At 68.6% G+C, this 16,126-nt stretch carries 14 protein-coding genes; 6 read left to right on the top strand and 8 right to left on the bottom strand.

All coding sequences use genetic code 11. The features are described from left to right. From ACTICP_RS06130 to ACTICP_RS06110, 5 genes are read right to left on the bottom strand one after another with little or no spacing between them, the layout of a single operon-like run. The gene (locus tag ACTICP_RS06130) at positions 1–957 is read right to left on the bottom strand and encodes an NYN domain-containing protein (RefSeq protein ID WP_441890542.1); all 957 of its coding nucleotides are present in this window, start codon (positions 955–957) and stop codon (positions 1–3) included. Next, on the bottom strand, positions 950–1,945 hold the full coding sequence (locus ACTICP_RS06125; RefSeq protein WP_441890541.1) for a Gfo/Idh/MocA family protein: 996 nt from the start codon (positions 1,943–1,945) through the stop codon (positions 950–952). The genes ACTICP_RS06130 and ACTICP_RS06125 overlap by 8 nt, the downstream gene beginning before the upstream one ends. A gap of 4 nt (positions 1,946–1,949) precedes the next feature. Beyond that, the gene (locus ACTICP_RS06120; RefSeq protein WP_441890540.1) at positions 1,950–3,008 is read right to left on the bottom strand and encodes an LLM class flavin-dependent oxidoreductase; all 1,059 of its coding nucleotides are present in this window, start codon (positions 3,006–3,008) and stop codon (positions 1,950–1,952) included. A 10-nt stretch (positions 3,009–3,018) separates the two neighbouring features. Continuing rightward, the gene (locus tag ACTICP_RS06115; RefSeq protein WP_441890539.1) at positions 3,019–4,335 is read right to left on the bottom strand and encodes an O-acetylhomoserine aminocarboxypropyltransferase/cysteine synthase family protein; all 1,317 of its coding nucleotides are present in this window, start codon (positions 4,333–4,335) and stop codon (positions 3,019–3,021) included. Next, entirely contained in the window at positions 4,332–5,027 is a 696-nt protein-coding gene (locus tag ACTICP_RS06110; RefSeq protein WP_441890538.1) for an alpha/beta hydrolase, read from the bottom strand. Before ACTICP_RS06110 ends, ACTICP_RS06115 begins: the two co-directional genes overlap by 4 nt. A gap of 121 nt (positions 5,028–5,148) precedes the next feature. Between ACTICP_RS06110 and ACTICP_RS06105 the strand changes: the two genes are divergently transcribed. The 6 genes from ACTICP_RS06105 to ACTICP_RS06080 are packed head-to-tail and all read left to right on the top strand — an operon-like array spanning position 5,149 to position 11,351. Further along, positions 5,149–6,669: an ABC transporter substrate-binding protein gene (locus ACTICP_RS06105; protein ID WP_441890536.1), complete on the top strand. Its 1,521-nt coding sequence runs from the start codon at positions 5,149–5,151 to the stop codon at positions 6,667–6,669. 2 nt (positions 6,670–6,671) lie between these two features. After that, positions 6,672–7,697: an ABC transporter permease gene (locus tag ACTICP_RS06100; RefSeq protein ID WP_441890534.1), complete on the top strand. Its 1,026-nt coding sequence runs from the start codon at positions 6,672–6,674 to the stop codon at positions 7,695–7,697. After that, positions 7,694–8,557, top strand: a complete 864-nt coding sequence (locus ACTICP_RS06095) for an ABC transporter permease (protein ID WP_441890533.1) — start codon at positions 7,694–7,696, stop codon at positions 8,555–8,557. The genes ACTICP_RS06100 and ACTICP_RS06095 overlap by 4 nt, the downstream gene beginning before the upstream one ends. After that, positions 8,550–9,443 carry an ATP-binding cassette domain-containing protein gene (locus tag ACTICP_RS06090; RefSeq protein WP_441890531.1) on the top strand — a complete coding sequence of 298 codons (894 nt, stop codon included), beginning with the start codon at positions 8,550–8,552 and terminating at the stop codon, positions 9,441–9,443. The genes ACTICP_RS06095 and ACTICP_RS06090 overlap by 8 nt, the downstream gene beginning before the upstream one ends. Continuing rightward, positions 9,440–10,222 (top strand): ABC transporter ATP-binding protein, encoded by a 783-nt coding sequence (locus ACTICP_RS06085; protein ID WP_441890529.1) that lies wholly within the window; start codon positions 9,440–9,442, stop codon positions 10,220–10,222. The genes ACTICP_RS06090 and ACTICP_RS06085 overlap by 4 nt, the downstream gene beginning before the upstream one ends. A 16-nt stretch (positions 10,223–10,238) precedes the next feature. Beyond that, positions 10,239–11,351, top strand: a complete 1,113-nt coding sequence (locus tag ACTICP_RS06080; RefSeq protein WP_441890527.1) for an LLM class flavin-dependent oxidoreductase — start codon at positions 10,239–10,241, stop codon at positions 11,349–11,351. Between the two features lie 9 nt (positions 11,352–11,360). On the opposite strand, the gene ACTICP_RS06075 is transcribed toward ACTICP_RS06080, so the two are convergent. From ACTICP_RS06075 to ACTICP_RS06065, 3 genes are all read right to left on the bottom strand, one after another. Then, entirely contained in the window at positions 11,361–12,173 is an 813-nt protein-coding gene (locus ACTICP_RS06075; protein WP_441890525.1) for an alpha/beta fold hydrolase, read from the bottom strand. After that, complete coding sequence (locus ACTICP_RS06070) at positions 12,170–13,114, bottom strand: quinone oxidoreductase family protein (RefSeq protein ID WP_441890523.1); 945 nt, start codon at positions 13,112–13,114, stop codon at positions 12,170–12,172. Before ACTICP_RS06070 ends, ACTICP_RS06075 begins: the two co-directional genes overlap by 4 nt. A gap of 23 nt (positions 13,115–13,137) precedes the next feature. Then, a partial coding sequence (locus tag ACTICP_RS06065; protein WP_441890521.1) for a DUF3418 domain-containing protein occupies positions 13,138–16,126 on the bottom strand: 2,989 nt, incomplete at its 5' end.

Below are 16,126 nucleotides of genomic sequence, written 5' to 3'. Positions count from 1 at the left end.
TCAGCTCTCGCGCAGTCGGACGAGCCGCTCGTGCCCGGTCTCCTCCAACTCGGCGATCTGGTCGCGGGACTTCAGGAAGTCCGAGAACGAGCGATACCCGAGCGCCTTCTCGCTGAAGGACGGATCCATCCGCCGCATGTGCGTCTTCACCGCTGAGCTGTGCAGCCAGTCGTCGGCATCCGCCTTGTCATGCCCTAGGCGCAGCGCGCGCTGCAGCAGCGCGGTCGCCTCATCCTGTTCCGTGAGCGGAGACTCGGCTTCGACGGGTTCCGCCGCCTTGCTCGGTTTCCGGGCGCGTGTCTTCGGGGCGGGCTTCGCCTTCGCCGGCGGCTCCGCCGCGTCATCCCCGGCACTCGCCGTCACTGCTGGTGCGCTCTTCTTGGGCTCAGGGCGGGTGACACCGGCCAACGAGTCGTACGACTCGAACTCGTCGCACGCGGCGGCCAACGACTTCGCCGTCGACCCGGCGACACCGACGCCGATGACATAGCGACCGAGCCGCTTGCAGCGCTGCGCGAGCGGCACATAGTCGCTGTCCCCGGCGACCAGCACGACGTGGGTGAGATCGGAGAGGCGGAACATGTCTTCCACGGCATCCACGGCCAGGCGGATGTCGGCGCCGTTCTTCGCATACGCCGCCGCGGGGAAGAGCTGCACGAGATCCACAGCCCTGGCGACCAGCTGCGAGCGGTACTCGGCGTTCACCGGCGAGGACCAGTCGGCGTAGGCGCGGGTGAGCACGAGCGTTCCGAACGAGGCCGCGTAGTCGATGATCGCGCCGACCTCGATCATCGCGTCCTTGAGGCGCTCCGAGACCTCGGGATCGTGCGGGTCGTCAGCGATGCGCTGCCGGTCCTTGCTGTACGCGTTCCGACCGTGCACGCGGTCGTACCAGGAGATGACGATGTTGTCGAAGTCCAGATAGACGGCGACGCGGACGTCCTGGGCATCAACCATTGTCGTACTCCTCACTCGGGTATCGGACACCGATCTGCGCCCGGATCTCATCCAGCGTTCCCATGATCGCGACGCTCTCCGCAATCGGCAGGACGTCGCCCTGCAGGATGCCGTCACGAACGAGCCGCTCGGCGGCGAACGCCTGATACTGCATGCCGCGACCGTCGACCTGCGACTCGTAGCTCTCACGCACCTCGCCGTCCGCCGCGATCACGCGGAACGAGGTCGGCACGTACCAGACGCGGTCGATCTCGATCCGTGCATCCGTGCCGATGATGGCGGCGGTGTTCGGGCCGACTGCGCGTGAGGACGTCAGGGTGGTCGAGATCGCTCCGCCGGCATGCGTCATGATCGTTGCGAGCTCGGTGTCGGCGCCGGTCTCTCCCAGCCGCGCGGTGGCGGTTACCTTCTCGGGCGCACCGAGGATGTCCCAGAGGAACGAGATCGGATAGATGCCGAGATCGAGCAGCGCCCCGCCGCCGAGTTCGAGCGCGTTCAATCGGTGTCGGGGGTCATCGCTGATCTTCTGGGTGTGCTCGGCGGTGACGGCGCGGATCTCGCCGAGCACACCGCTGTCGACGATCTCGCGGATGCGGATCATGTGCGGCAGATATCTGGTCCACATCGCCTCCATCGCCAGCAGCCCGCGCTCCTGCGCGATGCGCTGCAGGTCGGCCGCTTCGGCCCGCGTGACGGTGAACGGCTTCTCGACCAGCACGTGCTTGCCGTGCTCGAGAACGAGCTTCGCGGCGCTGTGATGCATCGGATGCGGCGTCGAGACGTAGACGATGTCGACATCCGGGTCGTTCACCAGTGCTTCATACGAGGCATGTGCGTGCGGGATGTCGAACTTCGCCGCGAACGCGTCGGCCGAGGCCTGGGAGCGCGACCCGACCGCGACGAGGTTGAGCCCCGCGGTGCGCAGATCGGCGGCGAAGGCGGACGCGATACCGCCCGTGGCGAGGATTCCCCAGCGAAGATCGGTCATGTTCTCAGCGTAGAGCAGTTGCCAGTGCCTCCTGCGGTACGAGGGGGAAGACCTGCTCGGCGATGCGCTCGAGCTCTTCGTCCAACGGCGACGCCTGGATCAGCAGCAGCGTGATGCCGGCCTCGGCATATTCGTTGATGCGCTCGGCGACCTGCTCTGCGGTGCCGACGAGGTTCGGGCGCAGACCGCGCGTGCCGACGGAGTACTCGCGGCGACTGACCTCGAGCGACAGGTTCGAGTGCCGCTTGAACTCCTCGAACGATGCGTAGCCGGGAGAATCGGGATCCACCGTTGTGATCCGGTCGAGCTCTCGCTGCGCCTCGGCCTCGGTGTCGCGGACGATCACATACGCCGGCATCCCGAACTCGGCGATCGGACGGCCGTGGATGCGCTCGGATCGAGTATTCATATCTGCGACATTGCGGCGCGCCTCGTCAACCGTGCCGCCGTGCATGACGTACGCGTCGGCGAAGTCGGCGATGGCCTCGCGTCCGGACTCGCTCTCCCCGCCGGCGAAGACGACGGGGTGCGCGGACGGCTTCGGCTCGACGATCGTGTCCTCGAACGCGTAGTGGCGGCCCGCGTACGAGAACGGTGTCTCCTGCCACAGCCCGTTCAGCACGTCGACGAACTCTTTGGCCTGCGTATAGCGCTCGTCGTGCGCCGGGAAGTTGCCTCCGAACTGGCGGGCTTCCTCGGCCCACCACGCCGCGACGACATTCAAGCTCACGCGCCCGGGGGCGATGCTGTCGAGGGTGCTGACGGTCTTCGCGAGCACTGCCGGGAGATGGAATCCGGGCCGCACGGCCGTCATGACGCGCAGACGGTCGGTGACCGCCAGGATCGCCGCCGACAGCGACCAGGCTTCCAGACTGGGTGCCTCGACGCCCTTGCGGTCGTTGAGGTACAGCTCCGGCACGAGAGTGGTGTGGAAGCCGAGTCGATCGGCTCTCACCGACACGTCGCGGATGTGATCCCAGGTGGCGGCCATCCGCCCTTCATCGGTGACGTTGCGGAGGAACCCGCCGTAGACGGGTGTCCAGTATCCGAGGTTGATGCTCATGATGCTCCGGTCATATGCGCGCGAGTGCGCGGTCGAGGTCGGCGATGAGGTCGGCGGGATCCTCCAGTCCCGCACTCACGCGGATCGTGTTCAGCGAGATGCCGGCGGCAGCGCGCTGTTCGGCGTTCAGGTGCGAATGGGTCATGGATGCCGGATGGGCGACGAGGCTGCGCGCATCGCCGATGTTCGCGACCAGCCGGAAGAGCTGCAGGGAATCGATCACTTCGGCGACACGGTCCTGGGCGCCGGCATCTTCTGCTCCGTCGAGATCGAACGAGAAGACCGAGGGGACCCCGCGCGGCAGGTACTGCTCGGCGAGCGCATGCCAGCGGTTGTCCACCAGTCCCGGGTGGTGGACGGCTGCGACCTTCGGATGCTGCGCGAGATGTTCTGCGATCGCGAGCGCCGACGCGCTCTGCCGCGCCACGCGCAGATCGAGCGTCTCGATCCCCTGCAGGATCTGCCAGGCGTTGAACGGAGACAGCGACGGCCCGAGATCGTGGACATACTTCGTCTTCACCAGGACGGCGAACGCCTGCCCGATGCCCGATCGCTCCCACAGCACGAGGTCTCCGAACCGCGGATATGCGGTGGTGAACTGCGGCCAGCGTTCGGGCTCCGCACCGAAGTCGAACGTCCCCTGGTCGACGACCACGCCCCCGAGGGAGGTGCCGTGACCGGCGAGGAACTTCGTGGCGGAGTGCACGACGAAGTCGGCACCGTGGTCGCCGGGGCGCACGAGATACGGCGTGCCGACGGTGTTGTCGATGACGAGCGGGACGCCGGCCCCGTGGGCGATCTCGGCGACCGTCTCGAAGTCGAGCACCTGCGCGATCGGGTTCGCGATCGATTCGGCGAACAGTGCGCGCGTGGCCGGACGGATCGCAGCCCGCCAGGCATCCGTGTCGTCCTGGTCGACGAACGTCACCTCGATCCCGAAGTCGGCGAAGGTGTCCTGAAACAGGTCGACCGTGCCGCCGTACAACTGGTGCGCCGACACGATGTGCCCGCCGCGGCCGACGAGTGCCAGCAGTGTCACGGTCACGGCCGCCTGGCCCGATGCGACGGCGACGGCTGACGAGCCCCCTTCGAGCGCGGCGACCCGCTGCTCGAGGATCAGCTGCGTCGGACTGCCGCTGCGACTGTACAGATTGCCCGGCTTGCGGAGCGCGAAGACATCGGCGGCGTCGGCCAACGAGGCGAATTCGTACGCGGCCGTCTGATGGATCGGCGGGACGGCGCTGTTCTCGGGAGTGCGGGAGTCGTACCCGGTCTGCACCTGCAGTGTGGCGAAGGTGCCTGTCGGAACCGAGGAGTGAGCCGTCACAGGGTCGCGCCCTGCCGGAGCGGACGCACGATCGGTTCGTGCACGTTGCCGCCGCGCAGACGCTCCAGCCACAGCACGATGGTGGCAGCGACGCTGCGGTGCGTTTGGTCGTTGAGCGCGTCGTGCAGGCCGTCGATCGTCTCGACGATTTCGATATCGGGTACGGAGTCGAGAGCCGCCGATGCCTCGGCGACGGGCGAGACCGTGTCGGCCGAACCGTGGAACGCGAGGACCGGCACAGAGACGGCGGCGAGGTCAGCGGCATCGGGGACGGCATCCGCCGCCACGTGCTCGGTGCGGGCGTCGGCCGAGTCGAGCACGCCCAGGTGGAGGGGGCAGGCGGTTCGTTCAGCGTCCTGCGGTTGGGCAGAGGAGACATCCACCGGGGTGCCCGCGATGATCGCGGCATCCACGGGGGTGCTCTGCGCGAGCACCCGGAGGACGGAAGCCGCGCCGGTATCGGAGCCGACGAGAACGCGCGGTCCGTCCGGAACCGATTCGGCGTCGGAGATCCAGGATGCCGCGGCATCCGCGTCTGCCTCGAAGATCGCGACGGTGTATCCGTCGGAGCTCAAACGCCGACCGAAGCGCTCGTACACGGGGGCGCGTTCGCCACGGCCGGTGACGACGGCGATCGTGCCGCGCACGCGGGCGGCCGGCCAGACGGCAGCGGGGGAGAGATCGTTGCTCATGCCGACCATCTTGGGGCCGGTGAGGTCGCGACGGCACCGATGTGTCGAACTGTTGCGTTCTGTTTCCTCCGACATCGACGACTCTCGCGGAGGTCGTCATCGACCCCCTACGTTCGCATTCATGACCCCACGACACCGACTTGCACCGCTCGCCGCGCTCGCCGTCGCCGCGCTCGCCCTGACCGCCTGCTCCGCGGCGGAGGGAGCGGACGGAGCGGGCGACAGCGACAGTTCGCTCACGTGGGGGTGGCGCCTGCCGACCAGCTGGGACCCGGTGACCTCCACCGCCGGATGGGACACCCACGCCCTCGCCCTGGTGTACGACGGGCTCACTCAGCTCGATACCGAGGGAGAACCTGTTCCCGGTCTCGCGGAGTCGTGGGAGTACAACGACGATGGCACTGCGATCACTTTCCATCTGCGCGAAGATGTTGCCTTCAGCGACGGCACGCCCGTGACGGCCGAGGCTGTGAAGCTCAATCTCGAGCGGGGTCGTGATCAGGAGAATTCGACGCTCGCGGGGCAACTGCGGATCGTGACCGAAGTGGACGCGACCGACGATCAGACCGTGACGGTGCACCTCGATCAGGCCGACTATCAGGTGCCGTATCTGTTCGCCGGCAAGACCGGTTTCATCGTCAACCCCGCCGCCTTCGACGACGTCACCACCCTTGCCACCCAGCCCGAGGGCGCTGGCCCCTTCGCCCTGACCGAGTACGTCCCGAACGCGCAGGCCAGCCTCGAGAAGAACGACGAGTACTGGAACGCCGACCACATCTTCATCGACGAACTCTCGGTCGTTCTCGTCGCCGATGACGCCACGGCCGTGGCCGGCGTCAACGCCGGCCAGTGGGATGTCGCGCACATCCCGGCATCACAGGCCGAGGCCGCGGAGAACGCCGGCCTCGAGGTCGAGGTGATCAAGGCGCTCACCGTCCGCGCCCTCGACGTGAACGGCACCGTCGCGCCGTTCGATGATCAGCGGGTGCTGCAGGCGATCAGTCATGCCACCGATCGACAGGCGCTGATCGACTCCACCTACTTCGGTCACGGCACGGCGAACTGGCAGCCCTTCCCTGATGGCTACGTGGCGCACAGCGCAGAGCTGGACGACCTGTACCCGCACGATGTCGAGGCGGCTGAGGACTTGCTCGCCGAAGCCGGCTACCCGGACGGCGTCGACATCACCCTCACCCTCGGTGAGGACGACACGGCGTTGGCCGAGCTGCTGCAGGCGCAGTGGGCGGAGGCCGGCATCCGCGTGACGCTGAACGTGCAGGCGGCGGCTGCGATCTCGCAGAACTACGTGCAGCGCACGTTCCCGTTCGTGCTCGATAGTTACTCGGGCCGTCAATCACCGCTGCAGGGATTGGAAGTGCTGTACGGACCGGAGGGGCTCATGAACCTCGGTCGCGAGACGCCGCCAGAGCTCACCGAAGCCATTGACACGGCGCGGGCCACGCCGACGGATGATCCCGCCTACGCCGAGACGATCCAAGATGCCGTCGAGATCGGGGTGAAGCTCCAGCCGAACACCTTCCTGTTCAGCTGGCCGCGCATCCTGATCCACCCCGCAGGTGTCACCGGCATCCAGCACTGGCTCGATGTGCAGCGCTGGGAAGACGTGAAGGTCGAGGGCTGAGGATGACGACGACCGCGACTGCCGAGGCGCTGCCTGCGCCGGAGGCCGAGGAGGCGGTGAGCGTGCGCCGCGTGTGGCCGGTGCTGCGCACGACGCTTGCGACCCTCGGCACGGCTGTCACGGTCTTCGTGCTCGCCACCTTCGCCACCTTCGCGCTCGGGGCTGCGAGCGGCTCCAACCCTGCCGCGGTGGCACTCGGTGAGGTCGCCACCCAGGAAGATGTCGACCGGCTCAACCACGTGTTCGGGCTGGACCGCCCATTCCTCGTGCGCTATTTCGATTGGATCTCCGGCGCCGCGACCGGCGACCTCGGGACGAGCTGGTTCACGACCATCCCTGTTGCCGACAGCGTCGCCCAGGCTTTCCCGGTGAGCCTGTCGATCGCGAGCGGCGCGATCCTGCTGGCACTGCTGTTCGGTTTCACCGGCGGCATCCTGGCAGCGGTCAGTCGCGGCAGCATCCTCGACCGCGCGGTGACGCTGCTGACCACCGTGTCGGCGACCGTCCCGGCATTCGTCGCTGCGATCGCGCTCATTCTGCTGTTCGCCTACGCGATCCCGATCTTTCCGGTCGCGGGCTACGTGCCGCCGGAGCAGAACCTGGGCGCCTGGCTGATGTGCCTCGTGCTGCCGTCGGTGGCGCTGAGCCTCGACGCCGGCGCCGACATCGCCAGACAGCTGCGCACATCGCTGGTCGGCACACTGCGGGAGAACTTCGCCATCGGTGCGCGCGTGCACGGCCTGGCGCCGGCCAGGATCGTGCTCCGGCACGCGCTGCCGATCGCGTCGACGCCAGCGCTGTCCGTGCTCGGCGTGCATGCCCCGCGCCTCATCGGCGGAGCCGTCATCACCGAAGTCATCTTCGGGATGCCCGGCCTCGGGCAGCTCGCCAACCGCGCGGCACTGCAGGGCGACATCCCGGTGGTGCAGGGTGTGCTGCTCGTCACGATCGCCATGGTCGTCATCATCGGCGTGATCATCAACCTCATCATCGCCCGCACCGGCGGCACCGATCGGAGCGCCGCATGAACGCCCTCGCCCGCCTGTGGGCCGCCGGATGGACCGTGCGCATCGCGCTCCTCGTCGTCGTCGGCGTCTTCGTCATCGCGGTCACCGGTCCCGCGCTGGCACCCTACGATCCGCTCGGACAGGACACCGCGAGAGCCCTGCAGGATCCGTCGCTCCAGCACCTGTTCGGCACCGACTATCTCGGCCGCGACGTTCTCTCCAGACTGCTGGCCGGCGCTCCTGCCTCGCTGCTCAGCGCTCTGGCCGCCGCTCTCATCGGTCTCGTGATCGGTGCGGTGCCCGGTGCGCTCAGTGCGTTCGCGCCGAAGATCGGCGAGTGGCTCTCACTGCGCGTGGTCGACGCGCTGCTGTCGCTGCCGTTCATCCTGTTCGCCATCGTGTTCGCGGCTCTGCTGGGGAACGGACTGATTCAGGCGACGCTGGCGATCGGCATCCTGATCGCACCGAGCTTCTTCCGCATCGCGCGTGCCGCGACGCTCCGGGTCCGCGACTCGCAGTACGTCGAAGCCGCCACCTTCCTGGGCGGATCGGCCTGGTGGGTGCTGCGACGGCATGTGTGGCGTCAGGTGGCACCGAACCTCATGGTCGCATCCGTGTCGGCACTCGGCGGGGCACTCCTCGCCGTCGCATCGCTCACATTCCTCGGCATCGGCGTGCAGCCCCCGGCACCCACCTGGGGCGGGATGCTCTCCAGTGATCTCGGATACCTCAGCCAGCGACCGCTCGGACCGGTCGCGCCCGCGCTCGCCATCATCATCACGGTCGGTGCGTTGAATCTGCTGGCTGATGCCGCGCGCGACGTGCTCGGAGCGGATGCCGTAGTCGCCCGCGTACGACGCAAGGAGGCCGCCCATGTCTGACGTGCGCATCACCACACCCCCGGTAGTCATGTCATCGAGCAGGGCCGCGGAGTCGCTCTCGCCGTCATTCGACGAGAACTCCTTGGTCAGGCCCGCGGTCGCCTCGACCGAGAACCTGGTGATCACGGCATCCGATGGCACGGAGCTCGTGCACGGCGTGTCGGTCACGGTGCGCCCGGGGGAGGCCGTCGGCATCGTCGGCGAATCCGGCAGCGGTAAGACCCTCACCTGCCGTGCGCTGCTCGGCATCCTTCCCGACGGGCTCGAGATCACCGGCGGGACGGTCCACATCGACGGCCAGGACCTGACCCACGCGCCGGAGAAGACCTGGCGCCGACTGCGCGGCACTCACGTCGCGGCGGTGTTCCAGGATCCGGCCTCGTACCTGCATCCCGCCATCCCGGTCGGTGCGCAGCTCGAAGAGACGCTGCGGCTCACCGCGGGGGTCCCCCGACGGCGGGCACGGGAACACGCCCGCGAACTGCTCGATGATCTCGGCATCCGCCGTGTCGACCTCGTCCTGCGCCAACGGGTATCACAGCTGAGCGGCGGGATGCTGCAGCGCGTGCTCATCGCGATGGCGCTTGCCGCAGACCCGGCCGTGCTCATCGCGGATGAGGCAACCACCGCGCTGGATGTCACCGTGCAGGCAGAGCTGCTCGAACTGCTGAAGAGACTGCGGCTCGAGCGCGATCTCGCCCTCATCCTCGTCTCGCACGACCTCGCCGTCGTGTCGCAGGTCTGCGAACGCGTGCAGGTCTTCCGCGATGGCCGCGTCGTCGAGGCCGGCGCGACAACCCGCGTACTGCGAGCACCAGGCCACCCCTACACCCGAGAGCTCTTGTCGGCGCACGCCGCCTACGGCCTGGAGAGGTACCTGGCATGAGCGCGCTCGAATTGGACGGTGTCTCGGTCGACTACGGTCAAGTGCGCGTGCTCGACAGCGTCTCGTTGACCGTGCGACCCGGCGAAGTGGTCGGCGTGGTCGGCGAGTCAGGCTCGGGCAAGACGACGCTCGCCCGCACGGTGCTGCGCGCCGTCGCCCCGGCCGACGGGCGCGTGAGTGTGGCCGGGCGCGACGTCACCCGGCTGCGCGGTGCTGCTCTGCGCGCATGGCGGCGCTCGGGCGCCGTGCAGTACGTCTTCCAGGACCCGCTGCGGTCGCTGGATCCTGGCATCAGCGTGACCGATTCCATCGGGGAAGGACTGCGCATCGCCCGCGTACCCGTGGCGGATGCTGCGCGTCGCCGCGCCGCGGCCCTCGATGCCGTCGGCCTCGACGACGAGCTCATCGCCCGCCTGCCGTCCGGGCTCTCCGGCGGGCAGCGGCAGCGGGCGGCGATTGCGCGCGCCCTGGTCGTCGAACCCCGGCTGCTCGTGCTCGACGAACCGGTGAGCGCGCTCGATGCCGCGAGCCGCGACCGGGTCGTCCAGGCACTCATCGCGCTGCGCGACCGGCGGGGCTCAGAACTTGCGATGCTCGTGATCTCGCACGACATCGGCTCGCTCGCTGCCATGAGTGACCGGCTCGTCGTGCTCAACCGCGGCCGCATCGTCGAAGACGGCCCGACGAGGCGCGTCGTCGCGAGCCCCGAGCATCCGTACACGCGGCGCCTGATCGATTCCGTTCCCCTCATCCGCACGCCATCCGCCAACCGACCTTGACATTGGAGCTGCTCACATGCCCATCGAAATTCTTGGAATGATCGCCACGACTGCAGGGTCCGAGTCGAAGGCGCTCGCCGGTCCCGTCGTCGATCCCGCCTATGTGCGCGAGTTCTCGCGTGCGCACGAAGATGCCGGATTCGACCGGGTGCTCATCGGATACAGTGCGAGCTCACCGGACGGCTTCGCCGTGGCATCCGCCGCTCTGCACACGACCGAGCGACTGAAGGTGCTCATCGCGCACCGCCCCGGCTTCGTGCCGCCGACGATCGTCGCCCGCAAGCTGGCCACGCTCGATCACCTCACCGGCGGAGGGCGCGTCGCGATCCACCACATCACCGGTGGCAGCGAGGCCGATCAGCGCCGCGACGGTGACTACAGCGAGAAACAGGATCGCTACCGCCGCACTGGGGAGTTCATCGACGTGCTGCGCAAGACGCTCACCGAAGATGAGCCCTTCGACCACGACGGCGAGTTCTACCGCTTCGAGGGTGCCTATTCGGCGGCGAAGCCCGCGACGGATGCCGGGATCCCGATCTTCTTCGGCGGGCTCTCCGGCGGCGCTGTCGAGGTCGGAGCGAAGAACGCCGACGTCTACATGCTGTTCGGCGAACCGCTCGCCGAGGTCGCGGACCACATTCGCACCATCCGCGCCGCCGCGGCGAAGGAGGGGCGGACGATCGAGTTCAGCCTCTCCACCCGCCCGATCATCGCCGACACCGAAGAGGCGGCGTGGGCGAAGGCCGAGCGGATCTACACCGAGACCGAAGAGCTGATCGCGGCCCAGAAGGAGGGGAACACGCTGTCGTTCGCGCGCTCTCGTGGAGAGGAGCGCAACGCCGTCTCGGCGGATCGTCTGCAGCAGATCGCACAGCGCGGCGACGTGCACGACGAGCGGTTGTGGACGGGCATCACCCGGCTCACCGGTCCGTCCGGCAACTCCACGGCGCCGGTTGGCACGCCGGAGCAGGTGGCCGAGGCGCTACTGAAGTACTACGACCTCGGCGTCACACGGTTCCTCATCCGCGGGTTCGACCCGCTCGGCGACGTGCGCGACTGGGGCCAGGAGCTGGTGCCACTGCTGCGCGAGGGGGCGCGCCTTCGTGATGAGGCGCGTGCAGCGGCGTGAGTGGCGGACTCACGTCTGGGGCGCGATGAAGTCGGCGATCGCGCCCAGCGCTGACGGCGTCCCCTCCAGCTGCGGGAGGTGAGCGGCAGCGGGCAGCTCGACGAACTGTCCGTCGCGGACGGAGGCTGCGGCCTCGCGTGCCTGCGTGCGGAAGTGCTGCAGATCCCATTCACCGACGAGGAACAGCGTCGGCACAGTGATCTCGCCCCGCCGATTCCACGCGTCCGGCGCCTCTGCCGGCGTACCAGGATCGTCTGCGGCGATGGCGCGTCCGTTCATATCCAGGAAGAGGTCGCGCACGGCACCGGTCACTCGCCCCTCGTGCCCCGGCCCGTCCAGCCAGAAATGTGCTTCGAGTCCGTTGACGGCATCGAGATCCGCCGCGGCGTCAGCGGCATCGATCTCGGCGTCAAGCGCTTCGACGAGAGGCTCGAGTTCGGGTTCCGGTGCGCCGCTGATCGCGGGGGCGAGCAGCACGAGCGCCGACACCCGCTCCGGATGTGCCAGCGCGAGGTCGACGGCAGTGCCGCCGCCGATCGAGCTGCCGATCACGACCGCTGAATCGACATTCGAGGCATCGAGCACGGCGATGGCGTCGGCGACCGGGGACCAGCCGTCCTCGGCCTCGTATTCGGTGTCGCCGTACTCGCGCCTGTCGTAGCGGATGCAACGGACGGCTGTGCCCAGGTGATCTACGACGGGTGCCCAGGACCGCTTGTCCGTCACACCGGCGTGCAGCAGCAGCACGGACTGACCGTCCGTTGGACCGGACTCTTCCACAGCGAGTGACGCTCGGCCGGACGCGACGCGCAGAGAGGTCACGGCACCAGCGTGATCTTGCCGCGGGCTGCGTGCGCCTCGATGAGCTCGTGCGCCTGGGCGGCTTCGGCGAGAGGCAGTTCAGGCCCGAGCTCGACCTGGAAGTCGCCGGCGGCGATGAGATCGGCCGCGACGCCGACGGCTTCGCGTCGCCAGGCGAGTTCCTGCTCAGTCAGGGGAGTGGGCGAGCCGCCGCTGAAGGCGCGGATGCCGAGCTTCTCGGCATCCGGACCGCGGACGATCGTCGCGATGCGGGCGTGGTCGGAGACCAGCTCCTTCGACGCTTCGATCGCCTCGTCAGTGCCGATGCAATCCAGCGCCACGGTCACGCCATCGGGCGCGGCAGCGCGTACCCGATCAGCGAGACCGTCGCCGTACGCAACGGGGATCGCGCCGAGCTCGCGCAACTGTTCGTGGCGGGCGGGGCTGCCCGTAGCGATCACCTTCGCCCCGGCGTTCACGGCGAACTGGATGGCAGCCTGTCCGACAGCACCGGAACCGGCGTGGATGAGAAGAGTGTCGCCCGCGCCGACGTCCAACGAGCGCACGCACTGATAGGCCGTTCCCACCGGGATGCTGAGTGCGGCGCCCTCGGCGGCGGTGACGGCATCCGGAAGGCGCGTGAGATTCGCCACGGGCACGACCAGGTGGGTGGCGTATGTGCCGGTGGTGTCGCCGATCGCGACCCGGTCGCCGACCGCGAACGCGCTCACACCCTCACCGAGGGAATCGACGACGCCGGCGCCGTCGAGGCCGACACGGCGCGGCTCGGTGATCGGAGGCATCGGCCGCTTGCCGCTGCGCCGCTTGGCATCGAGCGGGTTGACGCCCGCGGCTTCGATGCGCACGACCACTTCGCCGGGACCGGCGACAGGGTCGGGGATGTCCACGAGTTGAAGGACATCAGGGGAACCGAGTTCTGTGTAGACGATTGCACGGGCCATGCCGCCAGGCTACCCGGCTGCGCTCAACGGGAGGACAACACTTTTTGGATGCGTTGCGGAGACACCGGCCCGGCCGTACCCAGGCGCTGGGCGAAGACGCTGATGCGGTACTCCTCGAGCAGCCAGCGCACCTCGATCAGCGCCGGCGCGGCATCTGCAGGGAGGGGGATCGTGCCGCCGGCATCTTCGAACGCCTGCGCGACGCGTTCGTACTCCGTCATGCGCGTGCGGTCCTTGCCCGGTTCGTTCTCGAGCGTCTTCAGCCGGTCGAGCATGCCGTCGAGGTACCGCGGGAAGTGCGCGAGTCGCTCGGTGCCAGCCGTCGAGATGAAGCCCGGGTGCAGCAGGCCGCTGAGCTGTGAGCGGATGTCGTTCAGTGGACCGAGCAGCGCGAGCGAGTTCTGCGATTTGATCCCGCGCTCGACCTCGCGCGCCTTCGTCAGGATGCGGGCGACGAGCGACACGGTCTGGAACAGGTCGTCGACGAGTTTCGCGTTGACAGCACCCCGAGCCTGTACGAAGGCGGCCTCCGTGCGGATCGCGGTCTCGGGCAGCAGGGAACGAGCGACGGCCGTCCGCGCGTCTTCGATGAGTGCCGCGACCGACGGATACGGCGACGCCGCCAACGCGAGCTTCTCGGGAGCGGTGAGATGATCCTGCACGTATGACGCGGGGGAGGGCACGTTCAGCAGCACCAGCCGCAGCACGCCGTCGCGGGTCGCCCGCTCCGCGGCATCCGCTGTCGCCTCGACGCGCACCGAGACGGTCTTGCCCCGGTCGACGATCGCGGGATACCCCCGCACAACGCCGCCGGCGACCTTCGTGTCGAGCACCTCGGGAAGATCGCCGAACGTCCAGGTCGTGAGGTCGTCCTGTTCGATCGAGGTACGGGTGGATGCTGCGGCCACGGCCGTGACATCGGGCTTCGCCGGCCGCGCGATGGAACGGGCGACACTCGCCCGGGCGCGATCGGACAGCGACCGCTGCAGCTCGCCGAGATCCCGTGCGGATCCGGCGACACGACCGCGCTCGTCGACCGCGCGGAAGTTCATCAGCAGGTGCCCCGGCACGCGTTCGTCGTCGAAGTCGTCGGCCGACACCGGCTGGTTCGCGAGCGGCTGGATGAGCCGGGCGAGCGCCTCCTTCAGGGAGCGCTCGGGGAGCCCGGCGCGACCCTCAGGGCCCTGCTCGACGAGCTCGGCACCGAACCTGTCGGCCCAATCCGCGGCGGGGACGATATGCCGCCGAATCGTCTTGGGCAGCGCGCGCAGCAGAGCGGTCACCAGCTCGGCGCGCAGGCCGGGTACCTGCCAGTCGAACCCGCGGTCCTCGATCTGGGCGAGGAGTGCGAGCGGCACGACGACGCTCACACCGTCATCGGCCGACCCCGGCTCGAACCGGTAGGCGAGGCCGAGCACCTGGTCGCCCTGCGTCCAGCGGGTCGGGAACTCATCCTTCTCCGACCTCGCGTCGTCTTCGATCAGGTCGCTCTCGCGCATGACGAGCAGCTTCGGCGTCTGCTGCAGCGCGTCGCGCCACCAGCTCTCGAAGGAGCGCACATCGAACACGTCGGCGGGGATCCGCTCGTCGTAGAACCCGAAGACCGCCTCGTCGCCAGCGAGGATGTCGCGTCGCCGCTCGCGCTCTTCGAGCTTCTCCAGCCGGCGGCGCAGCTCGTGATTGCTGCGCCAGAACGCACTGACCCGCTTGTCGATCCGCCCCGGATCCCACTCGCCTTCGACGAGTGCGTGCCGCACGAACAACTCGCGAGAGGCCGCCCGATCGATGCGTGCGAACTGGATGCGTCGCCGGGGGATGACCTCCACCCCGTACAGCGTCACCTTCTCGTAGGCGACGGCGGCGCCGGCATCCTTCGACCAGTGCGGCTCTGACACCTGGCGCTTGGCGAGGTCACCGGCAAGCGACTCCGCCCAGGCCGGATCGATCGCTGCGACCGTGCGGGCGAAGGTGCGTGAGGTCTCCACGATCTCGGCGGCCATCACCGCGCGCGGGCTCTGCTTGCGCAGGCCCGAGCCGGGGAAGATCGAGAAACGGATGCCGCGTGCGCCGCGGTATTCGGCAATGCGGCGCTTCGCGTCCTTCTGACGCTGGGACTGTCCCTTCGGCGGGGTCTTGGAGTTCCGCTCATCGAGGATGCCGATCTGGGAGAGGAGTCCGGCGAGGAGGGAGCGGTGGATGGCGTCGGCGTGATGTCCGGGGAAGGACGTTTCGTCTCGCTGCGCTCGCTCAACGCGTTTCGTCTCGCTTTGCTCGCTCAACGACCCGCGGGGGGTGCTTGGCACGTCGATGGGTCTGCGGGGGGTGCTGCGCTCGTCGATGGGTCTGCGGGGGGTGCTGCGCTCGCCCAACGATCCGCGGCGCTCCTGCGGGGCGTTGAGCGGAGCGGCCGCAGGCCGCGCAGACGAAACGGGCTGAGCGACCGAAGGGAGTCGAAGCCGATCTCCCTTCGACGTCTTCACCAGCGACCGCAGCTGACGGTGCACGTCGAACCACTCGCGCACACGCACATAGTTCAGGTGCTCCGAGCGGCACAGCCGTCGGAACGCGCTGGAGCCGAGCTCGCGCTGCTGCTCGCGCAGATAGTTCCACAGGTTCAAGATTGCGAGGAAGTCGCTCGTCGGGTCGGTGAACCGGGCGTGCATGCGGTCGGCGGCATCCCGCACCGCCTGCGGGGCATCCTGCGACGGGCGCTCGCGGACATCCTGAATCGTCATCCCTGCGACGATCGCCAGTACGTCGTCGACGACGCCACCCTGTTGTGACGCGAGCAGCATGCGCGCGAAGCGCGGGTCGATCGGCATCCGCGAGATGTCCCGACCGATCTTCGTGAGGCGCGGGGTGTCGCGAGAGGTATCGACGGCGCCGAGTTCGGTGAGCAGGTCGAACGCCGCCTTGATGCCCCGCGAATCGGGAGGGGTGAGGAACGGGAAGGCCGTGATGTCGCCGAACCCGAGCGACAGCATCTGCAGCACGACCGAGGCGAGCGAGGTG

It is taken from the genome of Microbacterium sp. (genome assembly GCF_052102115.1).
In the GTDB taxonomy this organism is placed as follows: domain Bacteria; phylum Actinomycetota; class Actinomycetes; order Actinomycetales; family Microbacteriaceae; genus Microbacterium.
Note: the sequence above shows the minus strand (reverse complement) of the source record. Positions and strands in the feature narration are given on the sequence as shown.

Bases quoted from the DNA above. Each gene is read 5' to 3' on its own strand.
- ACTICP_RS06130 (WP_441890542.1), bottom strand. From the start codon at position 957: ATGGTTGATGCCCAGGACGTCCGCGTCGCCGTCTATCTGGACTTCGAC.
- ACTICP_RS06125 (WP_441890541.1), bottom strand. From the start codon at position 1,945: ATGACCGATCTTCGCTGGGGAATCCTCGCCACGGGCGGTATCGCGTCC.
- ACTICP_RS06120 (WP_441890540.1), bottom strand. From the start codon at position 3,008: ATGAGCATCAACCTCGGATACTGGACACCCGTCTACGGCGGGTTCCTC.
- ACTICP_RS06110 (WP_441890538.1), bottom strand. From the start codon at position 5,027: ATGAGCAACGATCTCTCCCCCGCTGCCGTCTGGCCGGCCGCCCGCGTG.
- ACTICP_RS06105 (WP_441890536.1), top strand. From the start codon at position 5,149: ATGACCCCACGACACCGACTTGCACCGCTCGCCGCGCTCGCCGTCGCC.
- ACTICP_RS06100 (WP_441890534.1), top strand. From the start codon at position 6,672: ATGACGACGACCGCGACTGCCGAGGCGCTGCCTGCGCCGGAGGCCGAG.
- ACTICP_RS06095 (WP_441890533.1), top strand. From the start codon at position 7,694: ATGAACGCCCTCGCCCGCCTGTGGGCCGCCGGATGGACCGTGCGCATC.
- ACTICP_RS06090 (WP_441890531.1), top strand. From the start codon at position 8,550: ATGTCTGACGTGCGCATCACCACACCCCCGGTAGTCATGTCATCGAGC.
- ACTICP_RS06085 (WP_441890529.1), top strand. From the start codon at position 9,440: ATGAGCGCGCTCGAATTGGACGGTGTCTCGGTCGACTACGGTCAAGTG.
- ACTICP_RS06080 (WP_441890527.1), top strand. From the start codon at position 10,239: ATGCCCATCGAAATTCTTGGAATGATCGCCACGACTGCAGGGTCCGAG.
- ACTICP_RS06070 (WP_441890523.1), bottom strand. From the start codon at position 13,114: ATGGCCCGTGCAATCGTCTACACAGAACTCGGTTCCCCTGATGTCCTT.